Origin of the sequence: Capnocytophaga sp. oral taxon 903 (genome assembly GCF_013394785.1) — a bacterium.
GTDB lineage: Bacteria > Bacteroidota > Bacteroidia > Flavobacteriales > Flavobacteriaceae > Capnocytophaga > Capnocytophaga ochracea.
Genome location: NZ_JABXYW010000002.1, coordinates 2,487,657 through 2,503,396, shown reverse-complemented (window position 1 = coordinate 2,503,396; position 15,740 = coordinate 2,487,657). Strand labels below are relative to the sequence as shown.

The 15,740-nt window shown below is 37.4% G+C and carries 16 protein-coding genes and 1 tRNA gene; 6 read left to right on the top strand and 11 right to left on the bottom strand.

All coding sequences use genetic code 11. The features are described from left to right. Position 1: 1 nt before the first annotated feature. On the top strand, positions 2-544 hold the full coding sequence (locus HW279_RS10520; protein WP_178958950.1) for an RNA methyltransferase: 543 nt from the start codon (positions 2-4) through the stop codon (positions 542-544). Positions 545-601: 57 nt separating this feature from the next. Here the strand turns inward: HW279_RS10520 and HW279_RS10515 are convergent. The 6 genes from HW279_RS10515 to HW279_RS10495 form a co-directional block, all read right to left on the bottom strand. Further along, positions 602-674, bottom strand: a tRNA-Gly gene (locus HW279_RS10515). Positions 675-904: 230 nt separating this feature from the next. Next, on the bottom strand, positions 905-1,039 hold the full coding sequence (locus tag HW279_RS11215) for a hypothetical protein (protein ID WP_009419107.1): 135 nt from the start codon (positions 1,037-1,039) through the stop codon (positions 905-907). 1 nt (position 1,040) lies between these two features. Further along, positions 1,041-2,096, bottom strand: coding sequence for a heparan-alpha-glucosaminide N-acetyltransferase domain-containing protein (locus HW279_RS10510; RefSeq protein ID WP_178958949.1), 1,056 nt, complete (start codon positions 2,094-2,096; stop codon positions 1,041-1,043). Between the two features lie 217 nt (positions 2,097-2,313). After that, positions 2,314-4,407: a carboxy terminal-processing peptidase gene (locus tag HW279_RS10505; RefSeq protein WP_178958948.1), complete on the bottom strand. Its 2,094-nt coding sequence runs from the start codon at positions 4,405-4,407 to the stop codon at positions 2,314-2,316. Positions 4,408-4,463: 56 nt separating this feature from the next. Next, positions 4,464-5,414, bottom strand: coding sequence for a hydrogen peroxide-inducible genes activator (locus HW279_RS10500; protein ID WP_002672662.1), 951 nt, complete (start codon positions 5,412-5,414; stop codon positions 4,464-4,466). Positions 5,415-5,423: 9 nt separating this feature from the next. Continuing rightward, positions 5,424-6,338: an LLM class oxidoreductase gene (locus tag HW279_RS10495; RefSeq protein WP_009421337.1), complete on the bottom strand. Its 915-nt coding sequence runs from the start codon at positions 6,336-6,338 to the stop codon at positions 5,424-5,426. 857 nt (positions 6,339-7,195) lie between these two features. Between HW279_RS10495 and HW279_RS10490 the strand changes: the two genes are divergently transcribed. From HW279_RS10490 to HW279_RS10470, 5 genes are all read left to right on the top strand, one after another. Further along, positions 7,196-7,504: a hypothetical protein gene (locus tag HW279_RS10490; protein ID WP_034575611.1), complete on the top strand. Its 309-nt coding sequence runs from the start codon at positions 7,196-7,198 to the stop codon at positions 7,502-7,504. Positions 7,505-7,534: 30 nt separating this feature from the next. Further along, the gene (gene lpxB / locus HW279_RS10485) at positions 7,535-8,653 is read left to right on the top strand and encodes a lipid-A-disaccharide synthase (RefSeq protein WP_009419110.1); all 1,119 of its coding nucleotides are present in this window, start codon (positions 7,535-7,537) and stop codon (positions 8,651-8,653) included. Further along, positions 8,638-9,426, top strand: coding sequence for a rhomboid family intramembrane serine protease (locus tag HW279_RS10480; protein WP_053580783.1), 789 nt, complete (start codon positions 8,638-8,640; stop codon positions 9,424-9,426). Before lpxB ends, HW279_RS10480 begins: the two co-directional genes overlap by 16 nt. A gap of 147 nt (positions 9,427-9,573) precedes the next feature. Next, positions 9,574-10,983 (top strand): TlpA family protein disulfide reductase, encoded by a 1,410-nt coding sequence (locus HW279_RS10475; RefSeq protein ID WP_178958947.1) that lies wholly within the window; start codon positions 9,574-9,576, stop codon positions 10,981-10,983. A gap of 6 nt (positions 10,984-10,989) precedes the next feature. After that, entirely contained in the window at positions 10,990-11,511 is a 522-nt protein-coding gene (locus HW279_RS10470) for a hypothetical protein (protein ID WP_178958946.1), read from the top strand. A 78-nt stretch (positions 11,512-11,589) separates the two neighbouring features. Here HW279_RS10470 and HW279_RS10465 read toward each other — a convergent pair whose 3' ends face one another. From HW279_RS10465 to HW279_RS10445, 5 genes are read right to left on the bottom strand one after another with little or no spacing between them, the layout of a single operon-like run. Then, a complete protein-coding gene (locus tag HW279_RS10465; protein WP_178958945.1) occupies positions 11,590-12,285 on the bottom strand; it encodes a 5'-methylthioadenosine/adenosylhomocysteine nucleosidase in 696 nt (231 codons plus the stop codon). A 13-nt stretch (positions 12,286-12,298) separates the two neighbouring features. Continuing rightward, complete coding sequence (locus tag HW279_RS10460) at positions 12,299-13,309, bottom strand: FAD:protein FMN transferase (protein ID WP_178958944.1); 1,011 nt, start codon at positions 13,307-13,309, stop codon at positions 12,299-12,301. 18 nt (positions 13,310-13,327) lie between these two features. Further along, positions 13,328-14,092: a class I SAM-dependent methyltransferase gene (locus tag HW279_RS10455; RefSeq protein ID WP_178958943.1), complete on the bottom strand. Its 765-nt coding sequence runs from the start codon at positions 14,090-14,092 to the stop codon at positions 13,328-13,330. Between the two features lie 12 nt (positions 14,093-14,104). Then, on the bottom strand, positions 14,105-14,878 hold the full coding sequence (locus tag HW279_RS10450; protein WP_178958942.1) for a phosphatase PAP2 family protein: 774 nt from the start codon (positions 14,876-14,878) through the stop codon (positions 14,105-14,107). A 50-nt stretch (positions 14,879-14,928) separates the two neighbouring features. Beyond that, positions 14,929-15,738, bottom strand: a complete 810-nt coding sequence (locus HW279_RS10445; protein ID WP_002672638.1) for an undecaprenyl-diphosphate phosphatase — start codon at positions 15,736-15,738, stop codon at positions 14,929-14,931. Positions 15,739-15,740: the final 2 nt, after the last annotated feature.

Here is a 15,740-nt window from a genome sequence, read left to right as displayed (position 1 = left end):
TATGCGAAAATTAGCAAATAGTGAGCTCAATAGGTTGGATATTGAGCAATTTAAGAAGTCAGAAAAGACACCTTTAATAGTAATTTTGGATAATGTGAGAAGTTTGAACAATATAGGTTCTGTTTTTCGCACTTGCGATGCTTTTTTAATTGAAAAGATATACCTTTGTGGGATTACAGCCACTCCTCCAAACAAAGAGATTCACAAAACAGCTTTGGGTGCGACTGATAGTGTGGCGTGGGAATATGTAGAAAACACACTTTCGGCAGTAGAAAAGCTAAAAGAGCAAGGTGTTTATATTATTAGCATTGAGCAAGCTGAAAATTCCACAATGCTGAAAGATTTTCATCCTAACGAAAAGCAAAAATATGCTATTATCTTTGGCAACGAGGTAAAAGGAGTGGAACAAGAAGTGGTTTCAGCTTCTGATGAGGTAATAGAAATCCCACAGTATGGTACTAAACATTCTCTGAATATTTCGGTAAGTGCAGGAATTGCTATTTGGGAGTTAGCAATGAAGCTCAGGAAGCATACAATGTTATAAAAATAGAAATGATAAACAAAAAGCCTGATAACATATTGTTATTAGGCTTTTTTGTAGAGCGGGAGACGAGGTTCGAACTCGCGACATTCAGCTTGGAAGGCTGACGCTCTACCAACTGAGCTACTCCCGCAATTACAATGATATAAATAATTTTTCGAGTGCAAATATACGGGCATTTGCTATTATATTCCAAATTTTTTAAAACTTTTTTATTGTATTTTTTGTAAATAAAAAAGTAAAGACTTATAAATCAATGATTATTTTTCTCATTACTTTTCTTCTGATAAAGATAAAGACAAACGAATGAAGATAAAATTTTACGTAAGGTTTTTAAATGTATATTTATACTGATTTTTATCTTTATTTATAAGTAGCTAAACTTTCTAAAAGCAGCGAAACAAGTTCTTTATGACTGATTTTCATTGTGGAACTTGCGATACTGATAGGAGCTCCATACATTTTCTTTTTGCTGGTAAAGATTTCTATGGCTACCATTTTATTTCTCAATGGTTTTCTTGTTTAAATATTTTTCTTTTATATATTTGCTGACTTTGTGATAATAGAATGAAAGAATTAAAATACCTATCACAAAGGCAATAGCACCTATCACAGCTTGGGTAGGGTTTAAGCTTTTATGAAGATAGTAATCTAAGTTGAAATATGGAATAAAATGATAGAGCGCAATACTGTGAATGATGTAAATAGAAAGGGTGTTTTGTCCTATACGTTGTAAAAAATGGGCAGTAAGTACATTTCGTAAGATTACAAATACAGCAAATGTCCAAAGAGTATCACCCATTCTCAAAAAAAGAAAGCCATTGCGTGCTAAACTTTCAAAGTGTCCCCACCCTGTAATGCTGTATAAGAAGTGAAATGTGTGATATTGGAAGTGAAAAATAGCTCCGATGCCAATAAGTAGTAGCGTATATACTGTATATAAGTGTTTGGCGTTTCTGTAATAGTAAAATAGCGATCCCATAAAGCCTCCTAAGGTTACAAAGCCTAACCACGGAAAAATGGTAAAGAAAGTACCGTATTTCGGAGTGAAGTAATTGGCTACTACTTGAGGTAACCAAGAGTATTCATATTGGTTATAGGTCTCGTTGAAGGTGAAAAGTAGTAAAGTAATGCTGATGAGCATTGTAGGAAGGAAATGCCTCACGTGATTTCTGGCTAATAAGTAGAGCCCCACCATTATGATCAGGGCTAACCCTATACAATGCAAAATATCTACGAAATAGATGCTTTTCCGCAAAATACACGCCACTGCTATAAGCATTAATCCGCGTTTTGCTCCTTTCTTCACGCGTGGGTTCTTGAGTCCTACACCACTGCGTTCGCCTTCTCGAATAAGTAAATAGGTAAAGATAAAGCCTGAAATGGTAAGGAATACAGGTGCGGTAATACCTGTGAAATAATGCCAAATATGATAGTAAGGGTTACTTTCGTCACAGTATGGTTCAGCAAGTAAAGCGGTAATAAAATGCCCTTGTAACATCATACAGATGGCATAAGCGCGTATTACATCGATAAATATCAGTCGTTGTTTCATTATATTTTTATAGTCTATTATCTAAGCTCTATTTTTTTCTTGTAGTGGCGGTGGTTTTTATTCCTACATATAACTAAGTATCTTAAAACGCATTTCTATTTTAGGTAACAGACAAAACCTAGTGCAAAGGTATAACAAATTTCCCATATACCCAAAATAAAAACATTGGCAAAGCACCTCGCTCTGCCAATGTTTTTATAATGTATTACTTATTGTCTTATTTGTTCAAATCTTCCAGTACTTTCACAGCTTCATCTATATACACATCTTTTTCAAGACTTTCGTGCCAACGATCACGACGTAATTTCAAGTCTTCATTGTTTTTTATTTTAGCCTCATCAGAAGCTACTGAAGTGAATTTCAAGTTAGATTTGTAATCGTTAATTGCTTTGAACTTTTTAGATTGCTCTTCGTTTTTCTCAATTACTTTTTTGTAAGCCTCGTAGTTGAGAGGGAAAACATTATCTTTCTGTTGTTGTTTTATCCATCGAGCATTTTCGTCAATCAGCTTTAAGTATTGATTTTCACTGATGCGTTTTTTGCTGTTTTCTATTGCCTTATCAAAGTTAGTATTGTTAGTCCAAGGAGTGTACTTAGCAGGCTCTATTTTATCCCAAGGCATAGCGTTAGGCATATCGCGTTCGCCTATGTCAATATATTTGTATTTATCAGGCACTACGATATCGCTTTCTACACCTTTTAGCTGGGTAGACCCTCCGTTGATACGATAGAACTTCTGAATAGTAATTTTTATAGCACCAAGGTCGCCGTAATTGTTTTGGCGCAAGAAACTATTAAGGTCTACAAAACTTTGTACAGTACCTTTACCAAAGGTTTGTTTACCACCTATGATGATAGCGCGTTTGTAGTCTTGCATAGCCGCCGCCAAAATCTCTGAGGCTGAAGCCGAAAGCTCATTGGTAAGGATTACCAGCGAACCGTCCCATTGTGTTTTAGGGTCGTTGTCAGAGAGTACATCACGACTTCCGCGTGACGATTTTACCTGTACGATAGGTCCCTTAGGAATAAATAAACCTCCTATATCCACTACTGTTTTTAAGGAGCCCCCTCCATTGGTACGTAAATCTACAATAAGCCCGTCTATATTCTCTTTTTTGAGCTTTTCTATTTCAAGAGCCACATCAGTTGCAGCATTGCGTTGGTTTACATCTTCAAAATCGATATAGAATTTAGGTAAGTTAATAAGTCCATAGCGTTTACCATTAGCAGTTATCACTGCCGATTTGGCATAAGTTTCTTCAATCTCTACCACATCGCGAATGATAGACACTACTTCTATTGTGCCGTCTACGCGTTTTACGGTAAGGCGTACTTCAGTGCCCTTAGGCCCTTTAATAAGTTTTACCGCATCGTCTAAACGCATTCCTACTACATCTACGGGCTCACCGGCTCCTTGTGCTACTTTTAGGATTTGGTCGCCTACTTCAAGGAGTTTACCTTTCCATACTGGCCCTCCCAAAATCACATTGGTAATAGCAATTCCATCAGTCTTCTTTTGTAATTGTGCCCCTATACCTTCAAACTTACCCGACATATCTCGGTCGAAACCTTCTTTGATGTCTGGTGCCATATAGTTGGAATGGGGGTCGAAAGTCTCAGTAATAGCGTTCACAAACATACTGAACCACTCTTCACGAGTGATGTCGTTGTACATACTGAACATATCAGCCAATGTTTTTTGAGTAGCTTCTATCGATTCTTTTTTGAGTACCTCATTGGTTTTAGGCTGATATTTAGCGTCCTTTTCTTTCTTGCTCGCTTCTTCCTTTTGTTTAGTGATATAAGTGGAAAGTGTAGTGAAAATAATCACTTGTTTCCAGCGGTTTTGTAACTCAGCTTTGTTCTTTACAAAAGGCAACTTCTCATAGTCGGTATTAATCGTTTCATTAGTATTCAGGTTGATAGGTTTAGCAAAGATAGCTTTGGTAATTGCTTCTGCTTCTTTCATACGTTGTTTGAGGCGTTCGTAAGAAAGGTTGAAGAACGCAATTTCTCCGTTTTTCAAATCGTCGTCCAAACGGGTTTCGTACTTTTTAAACTCGTTGATATCCGATTGTAGAAAATAACGCTTCTGCCCATCGATATTATTCAAATAACTGTCAAATACTTTCTTAGAGAAAGCATCGTCCATTTTTATCGGACTAAAATGCGCATTTTCCAGTACGTGTTGTACAATGTCCAAAAGCACTCTATCCTTGTCTTTATCTGGATTGTCAAATTTCTTACTTGTAAAACTACAAGACGCAAATGAAATAAATAATAAAAATAATACTGCTGAAATATTTTTCATTCTAAAATTGTTTTTTAATAATTTAGCTAACTTTCAATTCTTAGTTCTTAGCTTTATCAAATTCTGTGCCTTTCTCTTGTTGGGCTGATAATTTTTACATTTTGGAAAACAATAGCTCCTCGTATAACCCCTGCAATAGTGTCGTGTAAAGCTTTGATGATTTGCATTTTTAGTTCGTTTTTGTGATATACCAAGCTGATTTCACGTGCAGGGTAAGGCTCAGCAAAATAGTGAATGCGTTTCTTTTCTTCCTCTTTTAGTTCCAAAGAGTGCAAATATGGCAGCAAAGTCATTCCTAAACCCTCATTAGCCAAGCGCACCAAAGTTTCAAAACTACCGCTTTTTAGTTGGAAGTGCTCTTTTGAGTCTATCACATCTTGGTTGCAGATATTCAGTACACTGTCCTTAAAACAATGCCCGTCTTCAAGCATCAATATATCGTTGATATCCAAATCCTCAGAATAGATAGTCTTAGAGTTTTGCAAACGGTGATTTTGTGGAATATAAGCTACAAAAGGCTCATAGTATAACGGTCTTTCTACTATCGACGGATTGTGTAGAGGGGTTGCCAAAATCCCTGCATCATAACTCCCGTCCTCTATCTTTTTCAAGATGTTTTCAGTAGTTTGCTCCTCAATTTTTAGGCATACCTTAGGGTATTTATTGATGAAATTAGCGAGAAACATAGGTAGTAGAGTAGGGGAGACGGTAGGGATAATCCCCACGCGAAACTCACCTCCTATATAACCCTTTTGTTGCGCTACTATATCGTTCATTCTCCCCGCTTCATTTACGATTACTTGGGCTTGTTTAACGATTTGTTCTCCTATTTCAGTAACCTGTAAAGGCTTTTTGCTCCTGTCAAAAATAGTAACCCCCAACTCTTCCTCCAATTTCTGCACTTGCATACTCAAGGTAGGCTGGGTAACAAAACTGTGTTCAGCAGCGGTAGTAAAGTTCTTGTACTTCGCCACAGCCAACACATATTGGTATTGAGTAATGGTCATAATTTGCGTTTATTTCAAGTGTGGCAATACTTCTTTTCCTATTTCTTCAAGCACTTCACTTGCAGGGCGAGAGCAGTATTTTAGTACAAGCATAATATGGTTAACCCCTATTTTCCCGAGTTCTAAAAACATATCCAATAAATAGTTACGTCCTAAACGGAAACCTAAGTCCATTTTCTGTGGTTCAAAATCAGGGTTATCTTTTAGGTCAATATACACAGGTTGAATATAAGGTTTAGGAGGTTCTCCTTCTTGTTTAAGAGCTTTGCGCCAGTCTTGTATTATCTTCTTAGTGAGAGCAAAATCTCTTGGGTAGTAAATCCACCCGTCCGAGTTTTTCGCAATCCATTCCAAATTCACTCCTCCTATGTGCCCTGTGGCATACATTGGTATATTTTTATGCAAGGGCTTAGGCACTACATCACCCATTTTTTCCATTAGGGTACCATACTCATTATTGTAGGTAGGGAACTCTTTGCTCCACAAGTCGCGTAACATAGCCATATGCTCCAATACACGAGTACTCCGTGATTCATAAAGTTCATTAAAAGCAGGATATTCTACAGGTCGGTCACCAGAAGCAACTCCCATCATAAAACGCTTCGGAAATAGCACGTCAAGACTCGCCGAAGCTTTGGCTACGTGTAAAGGGTGACGCAGTGGTAGTATTACACTCGCAAAGCCAAACTTAATACTTTGGGTAAGAGTAGCAATGTGTGCCAAATATATCCACGGGTCAAACATTTGTCCTACTTCGTTAAAATCAGGAGTGTATAGAGGAATGTCGCGCACCCACACAGCATTAAAGCCTAACATTTCAGCTCGCTGAATGAGTTGTACTTGGTTTTCCATTTTAGGAATAGCCCCTTCGTATGCTTCAATAGGTAGTAGTAAACCAATAGATAATTTGTGTGCGTCTATCATAATGATGAGTTTGTTTAGAACGGCAAAAATAAGAAAAAATAATGTATAAATTCACTAATATCGAAAATCTTTTTTACTCATACACAATATCTATTGATTTTCAGCAATATATATCCTTTTTTACAATTCTTTAATCACCCTTTTTTTATCCTTTCAAAACCAACTTTCCTACCTTCATTCTTTATTTACCCGTGTGGTTTACCCCCTCTTTCCAAAACGAACTCTGCCAAAGTTTCAAATTTTAGTAAAGTTGAAATCTACTAATCACCCTTTTTTTATCTCTATCTTAGCTTTAACTTACCCCCACTTTTCCTTCGTTCTTTCTTCGTCATTCGTTCGTTCTTTGTTCGTTCTTTGTTCGTCTTTTCTTCGTCTTTTCTTTATCTGTCTGTGCGACTCGCACCGTCTTTTGTTCGTCTTTACGTCGCTACATTCCCCCTCTTTGAGGGGGCTAGGGGGAGGTTTCCTTCATCTTTTCTTTATCTGCCCGTGTGGCTCACACCGTCTTTTGTTCATCATTCCTTCGTCTCATTTTTCCGTTACTACACTCCCTCTCCTTGGGAGAGGGGTGGGGAGAGGATATTTCCTTCATCTTTTCTTTATCTGCCCGTGCGACTCGCACCGTCTTTTGTTCGTTCTTTGTTCTTCTTTCCTATAAGCTTCTCCCAAATTAACCATTAATCATTAACCATTAAATAAGCCTTTCATCTACATTATTTTATTCTTCCGTCCCCATTTGCTAATTCTCAAATTTGCTAATTTACTAATTATACCCGCTTGTGCGACTCACACCAATTTTGATATACCAAAAATTTGCCATACCTTTGCACTATTAATTCCAAAAAACAATTTGTATTATGGCAAGAAGTCGAAATGTTATTTTAAATGGACTCTCTGGTATGATTGGTAAAACGTTCGTTTTCCGAAAAGTTAAAGGACAAACAATAGTCTGCAAAGCTCCTTCTAAGTCCCGCGTACCAGCTTCCGAAGCCCAATTAGGCTGTCGCACTAAGTTCCAAGAAGCCGTGCGTTATGCCCAGCTCGTCCTTAAAGACCCACAGCTCAGGGCTTCCTATGAAGTATTACCTAAGGTCAAAAAAGGCACCTCATCAGTTTACCACGCTGCCATCACAGCGTATCTAAACAATACCGCTATTAAAAACTAATAATGTATTAAACTTTCAAACCGCAGAAAAATGAAGTATTATATTATAGCAGGCGAGGCTTCTGGTGATTTGCACGGTGCTAACCTAATGAAAGCCCTATTAGAAAAAGACCCAAAAGCCGAATTCCGCTTTTGGGGGGGCGACCAAATGCAACAGGTAGCAGGTACACAAGTAAAGCATTACCGAGACCTCGCTTTTATGGGCTTCTGGGAAGTGATTACGAACCTGCGCACTATCTTGCGCAATATCGATTTCTGTAAGAAAGATATCACCCAGTTCAACCCCGATGTTCTTATTTTTATAGACTATCCCGGTTTTAATATGCGTATTGCCCAATGGGCTAAACAACAGCATATCCCTACTCATTACTACATCTCACCACAAATATGGGCTTGGAAAGAGAACCGCATAAAAGCAATCAAACGCGATGTAGATTTTATGTACGTCATACTCCCGTTTGAAAAAGATTTCTACGAAAGAGAACACCAATACCGCGTGCACTTTGTTGGTCATCCTTTGCTCGATGCTATTGCACAGCGCAAAGAAGTAGATGAGCAGACTTTTAAAAAGGAAAATAACTTAGATGTGCGCCCTATTATAGCACTGTTACCAGGTAGTAGAAAGCAGGAAATAGCCAAGATGCTAAAAATAATGCTCTCTATAGTCGATGATTTTCATCAGTATCAGTTCGTAATAGCAGGAGCCCCCTCAATTGATTATCACTTCTATAAACGTTTTATCAAAGAAGAAAACGTGCATTTTGTAAGCGGTAAAACTTATGATTTGCTCTCAGTATCTTATGCAGCGCTTGTAACCAGTGGTACGGCAACCTTAGAAACCGCCTTGCTCAACGTCCCTGAAGTGGTGTGCTACAAAGGCAATTGGATTTCCTATCATATAGCCAAACGCATTATCAAGCTCAAGTATATTTCATTAGTAAACCTCATTATGGATAAGCCTGTGGTTACTGAGCTTATTCAAGGTGACCTTACTAAAAAGAATTTAGAAGCTGAGCTTAACAAGCTCACTACTTATAGGCACCGTTACGAAGTGTTTAAAGATTATGTTTTGTTGAGAGAAAGGTTAGGCGGAGAAGGTGCAAGCGAAAAAACAGCCTCATTAATATTACGTCAATGTCAAGAAAATTAAACACAGCTAATAGCGTAATTGTGGTTTGTACATTGCTATTGGGTATAAGCAAACTTGTAGTGTATACTAACAAAGTAACACAAGAACAGCTTAATCAGTGGCTATGTATGCCTCAATCGTTACCTCTGTTTTTAAAACAACCTTGGACGCTCATTTCTTATGCTTTCTATCACGTAAGCATTCAACACCTGTTTTGGAATATGCTCCTGTTATTTTTCACAGGGCATATTTTCTTCAATCTCTTTAACGGAAAACAATTTGTAAAAGCGTATAGCTTTGGGATTATAGGTGGTGGAATCACTTTTCTAACCATAGGTTACTTCTTCCCCTCCTTCACTGATAATACGATGCTCTTAGGAGCTTCAGCTGCTGTTATGGGAGTCTTAGCCTTTGTGGTAACCCTGTTCCCCTCTTATAATGTGTATATTTTTACCTTTAAAATAAAATTGCTGTACGTTATATTGGCTTTTATACTTTTCGATATACTGAATATATCAGTAAACACAGGAGGTAAGATAGCCCACTTCGGAGGTATTTTAGGAGGGATATTCGCAGGACTTACTTCAAAGTACAGTTTTCGTATTCCTAAAAAAGCAAAAACGCCCCAAGAAGAGTCCCCTAAAAAAGAGAAGAAAGTCGTTTCAGAAGAACAACAAATACGAGCACATCAGGTCAATCAACTGTTAGAGAAAATCAGTGCCAGTGGTTATGCAAGTTTAACCGACCAAGAAAAGAAATTCCTCTTTGAAGTGAGCAAGGAGAAAGAAAGCTAATTTGCTATCAATGAGAGGCTAATTCAAACAGCGAATTACTAATAAATGTTAATATTTAGTAGTGGGTATATTTTTAACATATTCTTAACTCACCGTGTTTAGATAATGTTATACTTTTGCCCCAAAATAGTTGAATGATTATTGGTGATGAAGATGAATCGACTAATATTATGGGTGCTTTTTAGCACTTTAATCGCTTGCAAGGGCAAGCATAATGAGCCTACTATAATAAGAGGCTTTTTCCCTAATGCAAACGATTCTTTTGTAGTGCTATACAGTAACGATGTCCCCATTGATACCGCCTATTTAGATAAGAATAAGACTTTCTTGTTTAACCTAAATATAACCGAAGGAGAGTTGTTTAACTTTGAAACAGATGGTAAGTATCAATATGTGTATGTAGAACCTAAGGACAGTGTGGTAGTGTATGCCAATGCACTCAGTTTTGAAGAAAGTATTTCATTCTCGGGTAAAGGCTCTGCTATTAATAACTTCTTACTCTCACAATCTAAGATATCAGATGCGCAAGAAGAAGTTTTTAGGAAGTTTCATTCTTTACCACCTATGCAGTACAAAAACAAAAGTGATTCCTTATATCAAGATAGAAAACGCGAGTATGATGATTTTCTCAAACTAAATCCTCAGCTCACCGAGAAAGCAAAAGATTTAGCCTTAGTAAGCGCTACTTTTCCTATCTATAAAGAAATGGAGATATATCCTTTTGTTTATCAAAATAAGAACAACATTTCAATCGTAGATTTACTGCCCTATAACTTTTACGACTATCGTAAACAAATTAATTATAACGATAGCTTTTTAGAGTATTTCCGACCCTATTATAGGTATATGGTAATGTATGTCAATAATCTGGCTTTTACTCAATACACCTATGATACTCACACTTTGGTAGATGTAAGTAGGGAATTAGGTTTCCATTTGCAAAAGATTAAAATCATCGATAGTCTTTTTACCAAGGGGAGTTTGAGAGATAACCTATACCGAAATGCAGCTTATGCTTATATTTTTAATATCCAAGAGCACACCGAGTATAAAGATTACTTCGATAAATTTGCTAAGTATAACAAAGATAACAAGTATAAAGCCGAATTAGATAAGGTTTTTAGAAACGTAATAGCACTACAAGCGGGAAGAATTCCTCCCGATTTTGATTTGATTAATGCAAACGGTGAACCTACTAAGTTTTCTGAAATACAACAGCCGGAGGTAACTATTTATTACTTTTGGTCAGTCAATCAGAAAGAGCTTTCCAAACTTATTTTCGGAAGAGTGAGTCAGTTAAAGAAGCTATTCCCCAATGTAAAGTTTGTAGGTATTGATATAGGGCAGGATAAAACTCAATGGCGTAAACAAATCTCAAATACCGATTGGACTGACCAATATCATTCTATCAATTTCATAGATTTGTCGCAAAAGTTTTTAATTAATAATATCAACAAATCAGTAATTATAGATAAAAACGGACGTATCATATCGGCTTTTGAAGATATTTTTAGTCCAAACTTAGAAAAAATATTATTATTATCAAAAGAATCTTAATTATTTATGTCTGACCAGATTATTACCTTTATTATGTATTGCGTTCCGGCTCTTATTGTAGGAGCGGTAGCCTTTTATTTTTTTAGAATACATATTGAAAATGAAGATAAAAAGCGATTGTTTCTTCTTCATAAAGAAAATCAAAAGTACACAATGCCTATCCGCTTACAAGCATACGAGCGAATGACACTTTTCTTAGAGCGAATGTCTCCTCAACAACTATTTTTGCGCATTCCTCCTCATAATCTTTCTAAGAAAGAGTATGAAGCATTGCTTGTAAACTCTATTGATGAAGAATTTGAACATAACTTAGCACAACAAATATACCTCAGTGAAAAGCTATGGAATATTATTCGTACTGCTAAAATGGCTACTATCCAAATAATCCGTAAAGTAGCCCTAACCGAAGACGTAAAAGACTCACAAGCTATGGTAGAAGCTATATTTAAAGAGTTTGTAGAGAAAGCCACTCCTTCGGCTAATGCACTAAGCCATTTAAAAGAAGAAGTACGTCAATTTTTAAAATAGGAATATTTCTATAAGTATAAAAAAATAAGGGATTGAATTATGTAATTCAATCCCTTATTTGTTATATGTGTACTTTTCCTATGTTTCAGAGATAGAGGCTAAGAATGCTTTTATAATAGTTGCAGACAGTTTGCCTGCCTCTACTACAAAAGTCTCATATGATACCGCATTCCCTTCGCCTGCCTTATCAGAAATAGCGCGAAGCATTACAAATGGAATGTTTAATAAATAGCAGGTTTGTGCAATAGCTGCTGCTTCCATTTCTACGGCTTTTGCTTTAGGGAAGGTATTAGCAATTTCTTGTAGTCGGGTGGGCGACGAAATGAAAGAGTCTCCACTTACTACTTGTCCGTAGTGAAGTGTATGACTGTATCGTTCGGCTACTTGTTTTAGTTTTTCTGTCCATTGCGTGTTAGCAATAAAGGCAGGAGGCATTTGTGCTTGCTGACCTATTTCATACCCAAAAGCCGTAACGTCTACATCGTGGTGGCGTACTTCAGTAGCTAAGATTATATCGTGTACCGAAGTATCACCTAAGCCTCCGGCAGTACCTGTATTAATAATAAGCGATGGATTGTATCTTTCTATAAGTAAAGTGGTCGCAACCGAAGCGCTTACTTTACCTATACCTGAAAGTAATAATACTACTTCTATCCCATTAAGAGAACCTTCATAAAAAACAAAACGCCCTATTTTAGTTTCTTTGCAAGACTCAATAGAAGTTCTTAAACTATCTATCTCAAGCTCCATTGCACCTATAATTCCTATTTTCATAAATAAAAAATCTTTACTGAATTATTAATTTTTCAAAAGCCTTCGTCTTAAAGGTAAGTTCTTCGTTTTGTTCGTTACTATACACTAAAAGTACAGCCATATTGGGGTGTTTTTCTAAGAAAGCTTTGCTCTTTTCTAATCCCATTACCATAAACATAGTAGCATATCCATCAGCAAACATAGTGGAAGGAGCAACTACTGTAGCACTGAGCACATCGCTTTGGGTAGCGCGTCCGGTAATAGGGTTAATAGAATGTACGTATTTCCGCCCGTTACTATCTGTCCATACTTTGCGATAGTTACCAGAGGTTGCCAATCCTTGATTGGTAAATTGTATAGTAGCTACCAATTCGCGGTCGTCCAAAGGTTTGATAGGGTTTTCTACGCCTATCGTCCACGCTTTGTTCTCTACAGTATTCCTTCCTTTCAGATACATCTCACCTGCTATCTCCACTATATAATTCTCAATACCTTTTGAGCTGAGGAAAGCCGCAACTACATCGGAGGTATAGCCTTGTGCTATGGCATTAAAGTCAAACAGTATTTCAGGAGACTCTTTTTCAATATGGTTATCGGCTGTGAGATGTACTTTATTAAAGCCTACATATTTCTTCAGTTCTGCTATTCTTTCATCTGTGGGGAGTTTATCCTCAGTTATCTTTTGTTTACCGAACCCCCAAGCATTTACTAATACACCTACCGTAGGGTCAAACAACCCTTCACTTTCTTGCCATATTTGCTGAGAGGCTTCAAAAACCTTCCTGAAATGTTCGTCTACCACTACATTTTTATCCCCTGCATTGATTTTAGAAATGTCAGAATCTGGTTTATAGGTAGACATAGACTTATCTATCACTTGTAAAATAGAGTCTATGGCAGGTTTTAAGTCTTCTTTAGTTTTGCTAATGTACTTAATGTGATAAGTGCTACCTTGTGCCTCTCCACTTATAAGATGAATTTCATCTTTTACGGAAGACTGGCAAGCTACTAAACCTATTGCGATACTTAAAAATAGATATTTCATTATTTAATTATTAAATTTTTACTTTTTCTTGCACAAAGGAATGATTTCTTCATCAACAATACGATACCGTTCTATCTCTTCAGCTGTGAAATGGGAAGCGTATTGCAGTTCCTCTACTTCAAAGCCTATACTGCGCAATTTATCAAAATAATCTAAACCGTAGACCCTTACGTGGTCATACTGACCAAAAATACGGGTGCGTTCTTTCGGGTCAGTAATGGTATTATCTTCAAATGTAATTGCTCTATGGTAGTCCTGTGGTACTTGAAAAATACCCCAACCACCCTTTTTCATCACACGATAAAGCTCTTTCATTGCTTGGGTATCATCTTGGATATGCTCCAATACGTGGTTGCAAAATATCACATCAAAACATTCGTCTTCAAAAGGCAAAGCACACAAATCGGCTTTTACATCTGCCAAAGGAGAATATAGGTCGGTGGTGAGGTAATTGAGGTTAGGTTGTTCTTTAAAGCGTTTATAGAAGGCTTGTTCAGGAGCGACGTGTAGCACTTTTAGCTCACGTGTAAAGAAATCGGTTTCACGAGTAAGATAGAGCCAAAGCAATCGGTGGCGTTCAAGTGATAGGGTAGAGGGCGAGAGTACATTGGGGCGAGTTTTGCCGTAGCCATATGGTAAGAATTTCCTAAAAGTCCTGCCATCAATAGGGTCTTGGTATTTCTTTCCTCGCAAGTAGAAAGCTAAAAACGGACGCACCCAATAGCTCATCGTTATAAGCCAAGGGCGTGGAACTTTGTTTAATATAGTGGTAATAATAGCCATTAGAAGGTGTTTTTAGCGAAATAAGGTGAGCCCTATTCCTTTCATTTCTTCGGAATAAACGGGGTAAACAGCCATTTGTACCGAAGATTTCTCTTTGCGTGTAAGCCATTTGGAAGTATATGGCAAGAGCCAATAAGCTGTTTTGGCACTAAGAATACCTATACCTGCCCCTACAAACACATCGCCTATCCAATGGCGGTTATTGTACAAACGCATTGCACCTACGGTGGTAGCTATAGCATAGCCACTGATACCTACCCATATATTTTCATCTTTGTACTCTTGCCAAAGGATTTCCATACCTGTGAAAGCGGTAGCTGTATGTCCTGAAGGAAAAGAATTGTAGGCACTACCATCAGGGCGGTGTACTCTTGCAATGTATTTTGTTCCGTTTACTAAGGCTGCCGTAATGGCATAAGCGGTAGCTCCTACTATGAGTCGTTCCTTTACACTGTGCTTGGCTTTTATACCTAAATTGCTATAAGCAAAGACGCTAGCAATAGGTAGATACTGTATATAATCATCGAAGCGCAACTTCTGTCCGCCGGAATATCTATAAGCGTGTCGTTGTACATAACGATTGATATAGGTAGCGTTGGAGATAACTCCTAAGGAAATGAGAGAAGCAGGAAGTAATACCTGTTTGAGTTTAGGTTTTTCAGTAGCTACTTGCAAAGTATCGGCTGTGAGTACCGATTCGTGGAGTACTGATAAGCTATCGGTTTGAGCTTTTATAGATTGAATGAGAATAAAACAGAAAGCTACAATTAAAAGTAATATTTTCATTTTTAACTAAAAGGTAAAAAGTAAAAGGTAAGGGTAGGAGGGAAAGATAATTAATTGTTAATTGAGAAATAAATCAGTAATACTGCTCCAATAACAATGCGGTAAATGCCCCATACTTTAAAACCAAATTTGGTGAGGATATGTATAAAGAATTTCACGGCTATCATTGCTACCACAAAAGCTATTACATTGCCTATGATAAACAACCAAAAACTCTCATCAGTTTTCATTATCAGCTCGTAGCCTTTCTCCTGGGCAGTACCCCATTTCTTCAAGAAAATAGAATACACGGTTACAGCTAGCATTGTAGGAACGGCTAAGAAGAAAGAGAACTCAGCGGCAGCTTTGCGAGTGAGCCCTTGTGTCATTCCGCCAATAATAGAAGCAGCAGAGCGCGAAGTGCCTGGCATCATTGCTAAACACTGCCAAAAACCAATAGTAACGGCTTTCTTTATTGTGATGTCTTTCTCGTTGTGAATCGTAGGATGTTTGAACCAATTGTCTACAAAAATAAGGATAATACCGCCCACAATCAGGGTAATAGCAATCGCTTTTTGGTTGCCCAAAACTGCTTCAATCTTATCATCGAAAAGCTTACCTAATATAAGAGCAGGGATAACGGCACACGCTAATTTGAAATAGAAGTTCCAATTAGAAAAGTCGAAGAACTTGCGCCAATACAGTACTACTATCGAGAGGATAGCACCAAACTGTATGGACACTTGGAACATTTTCAAATACTCATCGTCGGGCATTCCCATAAGGGCAGCGGTAAAGCCCATATGTGCGGTTGATGAGATAGGAAGGTACTCGGTAAGTCCTTCGATAATAGCAATAATAATAGCTTGCAGTGTACTCATTC